The organism is Bacillota bacterium (assembly GCA_012837285.1).
GTDB lineage: Bacteria > Bacillota > DTU030 > DUMP01 > DUMP01 > DUNI01.
In genome coordinates, this window is sequence record DURJ01000097.1 from 1 (window position 1) to 8,602 (window position 8,602).

General features: G+C 53.6%; 6 protein-coding genes. 2 read left to right on the forward strand and 4 right to left on the reverse strand.

Annotated elements, in window-relative coordinates; genetic code table 11:
• The first annotated feature begins 393 nt into the window (after positions 1–393).
• Both GX016_05680 and GX016_05685 read left to right on the forward strand, forming a co-directional pair.
• Entirely contained in the window at positions 394–2,868 is a 2,475-nt protein-coding gene (locus GX016_05680; GenBank protein HHT71049.1) for a copper-translocating P-type ATPase, read from the forward strand.
• 552 nt (positions 2,869–3,420) lie between these two features.
• On the forward strand, positions 3,421–3,891 hold the full coding sequence (locus GX016_05685) for a CBS domain-containing protein (GenBank protein ID HHT71050.1): 471 nt from the start codon (positions 3,421–3,423) through the stop codon (positions 3,889–3,891).
• Positions 3,892–4,036: 145 nt separating this feature from the next.
• Here GX016_05685 and GX016_05690 read toward each other — a convergent pair whose 3' ends face one another.
• From GX016_05690 to GX016_05705, 4 genes are all read right to left on the reverse strand, one after another.
• Positions 4,037–5,437, reverse strand: a complete 1,401-nt coding sequence (locus GX016_05690) for an MATE family efflux transporter (protein HHT71051.1) — start codon at positions 5,435–5,437, stop codon at positions 4,037–4,039.
• A gap of 145 nt (positions 5,438–5,582) precedes the next feature.
• Positions 5,583–6,596, reverse strand: coding sequence for an asparaginase (locus GX016_05695; protein ID HHT71052.1), 1,014 nt, complete (start codon positions 6,594–6,596; stop codon positions 5,583–5,585).
• A gap of 172 nt (positions 6,597–6,768) precedes the next feature.
• The gene (locus GX016_05700; GenBank protein ID HHT71053.1) at positions 6,769–7,983 is read right to left on the reverse strand and encodes a hypothetical protein; all 1,215 of its coding nucleotides are present in this window, start codon (positions 7,981–7,983) and stop codon (positions 6,769–6,771) included.
• Positions 7,984–8,171: 188 nt separating this feature from the next.
• Positions 8,172–8,602 (reverse strand): dicarboxylate/amino acid:cation symporter (locus GX016_05705; protein HHT71054.1); only part of this gene is annotated, 431 nt, incomplete at its 5' end.

Here is an 8,602-nt window from a genome sequence, read left to right on the forward strand (position 1 = left end):
GCTCATCTTATCGGTCGGCCGGTGGTACTGCCGCCGGAGATTGTGGAGCGGGAAGCGCAGGATTTGGCCGAGCGCTACGGACAAAGGTGACGGTTGGCTGAGAATAGCCGAATGGGGTAATATGGGCCTTTCATCTGGATGATCAGGTGGAGGGCTTTTTTTGTGCACATAAGAAGCAATCCTGTGGGGCACATCTGTAGATGCTGGCCTCTGTGCCAGCCCAAAATTCGTACCACTTGTGCCAGACCAGCACAAAAATCTACCGTTACGCCAGATCGGCCGTATTCCTGTTGACAGGAGTAAGCAGACCCTGTATACTAGTATCAAAATACCCCATAGGGGTATGGGGATTACTTCATAGCTCTGGGAAGATAGCGGAAAGGGTGAACGACAATGGATCGAGCTATGTTTAAGAAAGATACTTTGCTTTTAGAGGGTATGAGCTGCGCCGCTTGCGCCAGGACCATTGAGCTGACGCTGCAGGATCTGGAGGGGGTATACTCGGCTCAGGTTAATTTGGCGGCCGAGAAGGCTTATGTGGAGTATGATCCCGGCGTGGTGGAACGTAGCGACATTGAAGCGGCGATAACCGGCGTCGGTTATGGAGTTAAGACGGAAACGGCTAAGGTTACGCTAGCCATCGGCCATATGAATTGTGCTGCCTGTGCCAGCAAGATCGAACGTAATTTGCAGGAGGCAGCGGGAGTAAAAGAAGCAGCGGTGAATTTGGCGGCCGAAAAAGCTTACGTGAAATACGACACGGCTGCGATCGACGTGGAAAGAATAATAGGCATTGTGACGGCTAGTGGTTACAAAGCCGCTATTTTTGAGGAAACAAAAGAAGAGCGGGATGATGACCTGGACAAGGTACGCCAGGCAGCCCGCCAGATGTGGGGAGCATGGGCGTTCACAGTTCCCATTATGTTATGGATGCTTCCCGGTATGATTATGGGTATCCACGGTTGGCCTTTTCCTCGGTATTTTGATGCCGGGCTGGTTATGTTAGCGGCCCCGGTGGTATTTTGGGTAGGCCGGAACACCTTGAGATCCGGTATCCGATCTCTGTTTCACGGCAGTGCCAATATGGACAGCCTCATTGCCCTGGGGTCATTGGCGGCTTTTGCCACCGGTCCGGCGGTGTTTTTTACCGCCATCGAGAATTACGCCGGAACTTCGGCTATGATTATGTCGTTTCACTTGACTGGTCGCTATATCGAAAACAAGGCTAAGGGGCGGGCCTCCCAGGCCATCAAGAAATTGCTCCAATTGGAAGCCAAGACAGCCAGGATCTTGGTGGACGGGCAAGAAAAGGAGGTTCCCTTGGAGCAAGTCAAAGTGGGTGACGTGATGGTGATAAGGCCAGGCGAAAAGGTCCCTACCGACGGCGTGATCGTGGCCGGCCGAAGCTCTCTGGACGAGTCCATGGCCACCGGCGAGTCCATGCCGGTTCAGAGGACGGTAGGGGAAGAAGTTATCGGGGCTACTATTAACCATGAGGGTCTGCTCCAAGTAAAAGCGACCAAGGTGGGCAAGGACACCTTCTTGGCCCAGGTGATCAAGATGGTAGAGGAGTGTCAAGGGACTAAGGTTCCGATCCAAGAATTTGCCGACCGGGTAACTGGGATCTTTGTGCCCACAGTGATGACCATTGCGGCTCTTACCTTGGTAGCCTGGCTACTGTTTCCGGACTCGCTTCGGGCGGTGGGGTACTGGGCCCAAAGTTTTTTGCCGTGGGTTAACCCCAGCCTGGGCTCCTTCACTTTAGCTATATTTGCTACAGTGGCGGTGCTGGTAATCGCCTGTCCGTGTGCCTTGGGTTTGGCTACCCCAACGGCCTTAATGGTGGGCACCGGCCTGGGGGCCGAGAATGGAATTCTTATTCGCAGTGGGGAAGCTATCCAAACGATAAAAGAACTGGACGTTATTGTGTTTGATAAGACCGGTACTATTACTAAGGGTAAGCCGGAAGTCACCGATATTGTGGCTGATTCCGGTTTTAACCAGAACGATGTGCTGTTATACGGGGCCAGCGCCGAAGCAGGCTCGGAGCACCCACTGGGAAAGTCCATCGTAGATTACGCCAAGGCCAAAGGCCTTAGCCTGCTTAATATCGCCGGTTTTTCCGCTGTCACCGGCCGCGGTGTCCGAGCTACGGTCGATGATCAGCTTGTCCTGGTAGGGAGCCGGAAACTGATGACGGAACAAGGTATCGACCCAGGTACAATGGCACCGGAAATGAACCGGTTGGAAGAAGAGGCCAAGACAGCCATGCTGGTGGCTCGCGGAGGGCAGCTTTTGGGTATCATCTCCGTGGCCGATACGCTCAAAGAAGATTCGGTGGCGGCCATCGCTGAGCTGAAGAAGATGGGGCTCACCACGGCCATGATCACCGGTGACAATGAGCGGACGGCGGCTGCCATTGCCCGAGAGGTAGGTATCTCGCAGGTGTTGGCCGAGGTTCTTCCGGATGGCAAGGTGGCCGAGATTCAAAAGCTACAGGCAGAAGGTAAGAAAGTAGCTATGGTGGGCGACGGTATCAACGACGCCCCGGCTCTGACCCAGGCCAACGTAGGTATTGCCATCGGTACCGGTACCGACATTGCCATTGAGGCGGCTGACATCACCCTGGTGGGCGGGAACCTCAGCAGCGTGGTGACAGCGGTTAAGCTCTCTAAGGCCACTTTCGCCAAGATTAAGCAAAACCTATTTTGGGCTTTCTTTTACAACAGCATCGCCATTCCTCTGGCTGTCTTGGGCCTGCTACATCCGGTGATTGCCGAGATTGCCATGGCTACCAGCTCGGTCACGGTGGTGACTAATGCCAATCTACTGCGTAGGGTTAATATTAAGCCCAGTTACCACCAATAAACTCGGATCTATTGGATTAAAGGCCCTATGGGAATTTATGGAATAGGGTCTTTACCTCTAGCATTAGATGGAATATAATTGAAGTGGTAGAAAAATGCGTACGAGTATTTTGTCGACCAGAGCAATCTTACCTGTCATCCTGAGCGATAGCAAAGGATCTTGCGACCTCAGACTTAAGATTCCTCGTTTCACTCGGAATATCTATTCGTTACCGCGCCATGATAAATAAAAGCGTTTCTAGTCATTCTGAAGGAGCAAAGCGACTGAAGAATCTTAAAGAAAATCCTTCAGGCAAAGCCTTCCCTCCGCTTCGCTCCCTACGCTACGCTCTGGGCAGGCTGGGCCTTTATTTATCGGGCGGGCCCGGAGGCCTACTCCTTCGCCAGACAGCTTTTTTGGCTTCTGCTGCAGGATTTGGGTTATGTAAAGCGAATATCAGAACAAGATAAGTCGTAGTTATGGACAGGGACACCAGGAAGAAATCAGAAGTAGAGTCAGAATTAGTGACGAAATAGTAGGACGATTGAATCTCAAAGGAAGGGAGGAATTGTTGTGCAGGTGACGGCGGTAGAGATTATGACCAGCCCGGTGATTACGGTAACGCCGGAGACGTCCATTGCCGTGGCAATAGATCTTATGGCTAGCCATAATATTAGCGGAGTACCGGTGGTGAACGAAGCTGAGGCGGTAGTGGGCATTGTTAGTGAGGCCGATATTGTGAAGTATGCCAGCCGTACGCATGTGATTCCTCTGATCAGTTCTTCTAAGTGGGTATCGCCGTATACTCAGATTACAGACATTGCTTCGTTTCGCAAAGGGTTCGAGATCTTAAAGAAGAGCAAAGTAAAAGATGTTATGTATAGTAAGGTGGCGACGGTAAAGGAAAATGCTACCGGTGAGGAAATTGCCCGCATCATGACCAGAAGAAGGGTGAACCGGGTTCCGGTGGTGGATGCCAGCGGGAAAATCCTCGGCATTATAACCCGGGCAAACTTGGTCAAGTATTTAGCCGAAAAAGGATAAGCTAAGAAGGTCCGGCCTAGGCCGGACCTTCTTACATAAACAGAGTAAAGTGCTGTATCTTACATTACGTCATGCTGTTATCCAATCAGGTTCTTCCACTTCGGGGCAGGTGTTATAAAGAACTAATAGTGCCTTTGGCATTGGTCTATACCTCTATTGTTTTCCAGTGTTGGGAACTATATCTGGTGTGGATGAAAATGGACCGGAAAAGCTGATCTAAAAGATGGGCCAACCAAGCACCTGTCAACCCTAGACCCATGCTGATGAAGAGCTTAGCGAACACAACTCGAATACCCCAAATCCCGATCATGGTGGACAGTAGAGGCCAGCGGGTGTCACCGGCGCCGCGTAGGGCCCCGGCCAAAATAAATTGAGTAGACTGTAAGGGTTGCATAATAGCCACGATCTTCAGGGCTCCGGCCGCCATTTTGACGACGGCCGGATCGTCGGCATATATGGCTGCTATTTGCTGACCGAAGAAGAAAAACAAAGTGGTGATGGATGCGGCTACCAACATACCCAGCCGTCTTGTTCGGAGGCCACATGTTTCAGCCAGATCCGGCCGGTTAGCGCCCAGGCTTTGGCCGACCAGGGTAGTGGCAGCCATGCCAAAAGCTTGGTTCGGGGCAAAGGAGAGTCCGACTACATTAATCGCTATTTGATGGGCGGCAAATACGGTAGTGCCGAGGCCGGCTACAGTGCGGGCAAATTCTATTTGCCCTGTTCTTAGCACCAGTTGTTCCAAGCCGGAGGGAAGGCCGATATTGAGTATGCGCTTCATGAGCGCAATATCGATCCGGGTTGTTTGGCGGGTGGAGAGTCTAAACAGTGAATAAGGACGGTAAACAGCATAAAGGGCCATAAGCATACCCAGGCCACGGGATAAGGTAGTAGATAAGGCCGCTCCGGTTACGCCTAAGGCGGGAAAACCCAGTTTACCGAAGATCAGGATGTAGTTACCGAATACGTTGAGCAAGTTGGAGATTAGATTATATCTCATCGGGGTGACTGTATCACCAGCCCCTCGCAGAGCCGCCCCGATGCCCATGATAACGGCCACGAACACAGTCCCCAAGGCGGTGACAGAGAAATAGGCTGCCGCGGCGGGGATTACTTCGGGTTCCGCTCCCATGAATGCCACTATCCGGCGCGCATAAACAAACCCCAACCCACTGAGCACAGTACCGACTAATGTAGCCAGGATTAGAGTCTGCTTCAGGACTGAGCAGGAAGACTGATGGTCATCGGTGCCGGTGAAACGGGCTACCAAAGCCATAGTGCCCACATTGAGGGCCTGGAACACAGACAGGATGAGCATCATGGGCTGGTTACTTATTCCCACCGCCGCCAGCGACTCGGTGCTGACATGGCCCACCATAACCATATCCACCATGCCGAACAGCGTTGCCAGCATGAGCTCGACTAAAGAGGGGAGAGTCAGGGCCCAGATATGTTTGTCCACTGCTTTGGCGTTGCCGGCCGTAGTATCCAGCAAACTGGCCAGGTTGCTATTGGGCCGGCGGACTGGTTGCGAGTTGTGCTGCATTGTTAAAGAGCCACCTTTCGGTTGTAATTGTAACACAGATCACGTGGTAAAAAAAAGACCAGGCAGGTTACCTGATCAAGAGAAGGACATTTCTTTCGGGCTCCAAGTGCGGAAGAGGTAGCTCCTGGCCAACGGAGGTTTCTTGTTAGCCCTGGTCCTGTTTGTTCGGGATCCTGATTTCACCCACGTAGTCGGTAAGCATGATCCGGGCCACTTCAGCCAAATCGGCGGTTTGGCCTAAGGTCCACATGAGTTTCGTCACCACCGCTTCGGTGGCCATATCATAGGCGGGAATGGCTCCGGTCTTTAGTGCTTTTTGACCCACTTCGTACAAGGTAAGGTCGGCACCGCCGTAGGGGCATTGCGTAGTGATAACCACAGCGATGCCAGCTTGAAGTAGTTCTTCAATCTTAGGCACCAAGTTCCGCCCGGTAAACGGCACGCCGCCGGCACCAAAGCCCTCAATCACCACTCCGCGATAACCCAGGGTCTTAACCGCCGCCAACAACTCCGGTTTTGTTCCTGGCACCAACTTGATTAAGCACACATCGGGGCAAAGATCGGCACTGAGCTGTGCCGGGGCCACAGGCCCCCGGGCTGGGACCGACCGGTAGTTTATTTGGCCGGAATGGATGGTTGCCACTTCCGGATAGTTGAGGCTGACAAAAGCTTGAAAGTCTTTGGTGTGAGTTTTTGTGGCTCGAGCACCGTTTATGACTTTTCCGCCAAAGACAATGTATACCCCGGCTACCTGGTCACAGGCGAAACAGAAGGCATCGTAAATATTCTTGGGGGCATCGCTGCCCGGTTCACCCATGGGGATTTGTGATCCGGTCAGTATCACTGGGATGGTGATGTTTCTGAGCATAAAACTGAGGGCAGCGGAGGTATAGGCCATGGTATCGGTTCCGTGAGCGATCACGGCCCCGTCATAATCATCCCGGGCCGCAAACACGGTCTCGGCCATGGTAACCCAGTTTTCCGGTTGCATGTTGGAGCTGTCGATATTCAGTACCGGCTGAATCTGGATTTGGCACAGACCGTCCAGTTCGGGCACGGCCTGAAGCAAATCTGCACCGGCCAAAGTAGGGGAAAAGCCTTCTTCACCCCGGGAAGAAGCGATGGTCCCGCCGGTGGTGATAAACAAAATCCTTTTCATTGGGGTTTCTCCTTTCGTAGATAGTACTCGTACTCCATAGCGACGCGCCGACACCATGATCGGCGGCTCTGAGAGGAATCTTGTTCAAGATCTTTCGCTGCGCTCAGGATGACATAAAAGAATGCCCTTATGATGATAAAGGAATGCCCTTTGATGACGTAAAAGAATGCCCTTATATGGATGGCCAGGTGTGGGCTGCTTGGTTGAGTTCTCCCTGAGCGGCAGTCAGTTGATCGGCCAGCAGGGGGATAGCGTCAGTAATGATGCTGATGTACCGGTTGACATCGTCATGGGTGAGGAGGGGAATTTTCCACCAGGAGGCAGAAGCAGGTGGTACCAGTAAAGACAGAACAGCTGCTGTGCCCGGCATCAACCCGGCTCCTCGTACTTTTTCATGCAGGGAGTCTGACATGAAGGTTACTCCGCCGGCGTCCTGGCTGATGATAAGGGCTAGCTCAGCCACCAGGGCTACTTTGTCGGCGGCCAGCTCGGCTTGGGACAAACGCTGACCTAGCCGGGCAATCTTCTGGCCCAGATCGTAGGTGGCGGCTCTAAGGGCACCTGGGCTTGGCGGCAGGGCGTCCAGGGATAAGTGGCAAGGAACTCCGCGCTCGTGGGCTGCTGCGGCCAGACAGCGAGCCACAGTGGTATTATCTACTTTTTCTTGGGCCCGAACCCATAAAGCAGGCTCGGTTATGTCCTGGCAGACGCTGGGGACAAACATTTTCCCTTCCACGATAACAGTGGGAATACTGTCCAGGGCAAGCTCTTGCATCAGGCGGCCTTTAGCGCCGGCCTTGATGTTACCTTCCAAGTCTTCGTTTGGGCCGAGGCCGCCGCCGGTGGCGTTTACCACCGCCAGCAGCGAAACCGGGACGGCCGCTATTTCCACCACTGTGCCCAGGATACGGCCGCAGTTGCCGGGCACGTCTTCGTCCACCACGGAACAACGATCCGGGTAGTTTTGGGCCCAGGTATCGAGGACGGCCAAGGCCAGGGCCGCTTGCAGGGCTACTGCTGTTTCGCTGACTCCTTGGCCGTACATGCGGCCGAAGGTGCGTACGGCCAAGGTTTGGGTAAAAACGGCCTCTTGTCCCACCACAGCCTGCATAAGGTCGGCTTCGGCCGGGGTTAGGCCGCGCCGGGGAGCAGCCCTACCGGTACCGCCTCCGGCTGTGGTTACGGTGATTGTGCCTTGAGCTATGTCACAAGCTATTTGCTCCACTGTGGTGTCCACCGGCAGGGCCTGTCTAAGCACTGAAGCTGCTACAGCCAGACCGCCGGAGTCATCCTGGACAAAACCCAGGTGACTGTGGACATGGCCTACTCCCACATGACCCACCAAACCGATCACGCCTTGGGTTTTGGTGCTGGCGGTGATTCCCATCAGAAAAACAACTCCTTTCCGGTACTGGTTATGGTGTCGAAACTAGTATTTCAGCCAGGGTTATGGTTATGTAGGAACAGAAGAGGAATCCTTGGTCCGGGTACAGAAGCTGCCGGCAGGATTCCTCTTTGTTGACGGACGTTAACAGGACCTTAAAGTTGGGCTAACGAGCGGGACTGCAGCGCGGGTTAACTCATACCTTTCGGACGGTCGAAGGTTTCACGATCCAGCTCACCCAGCTTGGCGGCTGTGTACACCATACCCACTGTATCGCCGGTGACGTTGAGCATAGTGTTGGGCATGTCGATGAGGACATAGACACCGGCAATCCAAGGTACGATGTCCAGCGGCAACCCCATGATTTGCAGCAGCACAGCCGACATGATAATCCCGCCGCCCGGAACACCGGCTACACCGGCAGCCATGATGACACCCAGGATTACGATGGTGATAAAGTTAGGGATGGTGAGGGGGATGCCATAAATCTGAGCTGCAAACAGAGCGTAAATAGGCATCTCGGCTGCGCAAGCGTGCATGTTGATAGTGGCGGCCGGTGGGGTGATCAAATTGACAATATCCTCCGGAACGCCGGCCCGTTTTTTGGTGCAGTCCATGGTTA

Coding starts and splice junctions, on each gene's coding strand:
- GX016_05680 (HHT71049.1), top strand. CDS start 394: ATGGATCGAGCTATGTTTAAGAAAGATACTTTGCTTTTAGAGGGTATG.
- GX016_05690 (HHT71051.1), bottom strand. CDS start 5,437: ATGCAGCACAACTCGCAACCAGTCCGCCGGCCCAATAGCAACCTGGCC.
- GX016_05695 (HHT71052.1), bottom strand. CDS start 6,596: ATGAAAAGGATTTTGTTTATCACCACCGGCGGGACCATCGCTTCTTCC.
- GX016_05700 (HHT71053.1), bottom strand. CDS start 7,983: ATGGGAATCACCGCCAGCACCAAAACCCAAGGCGTGATCGGTTTGGTG.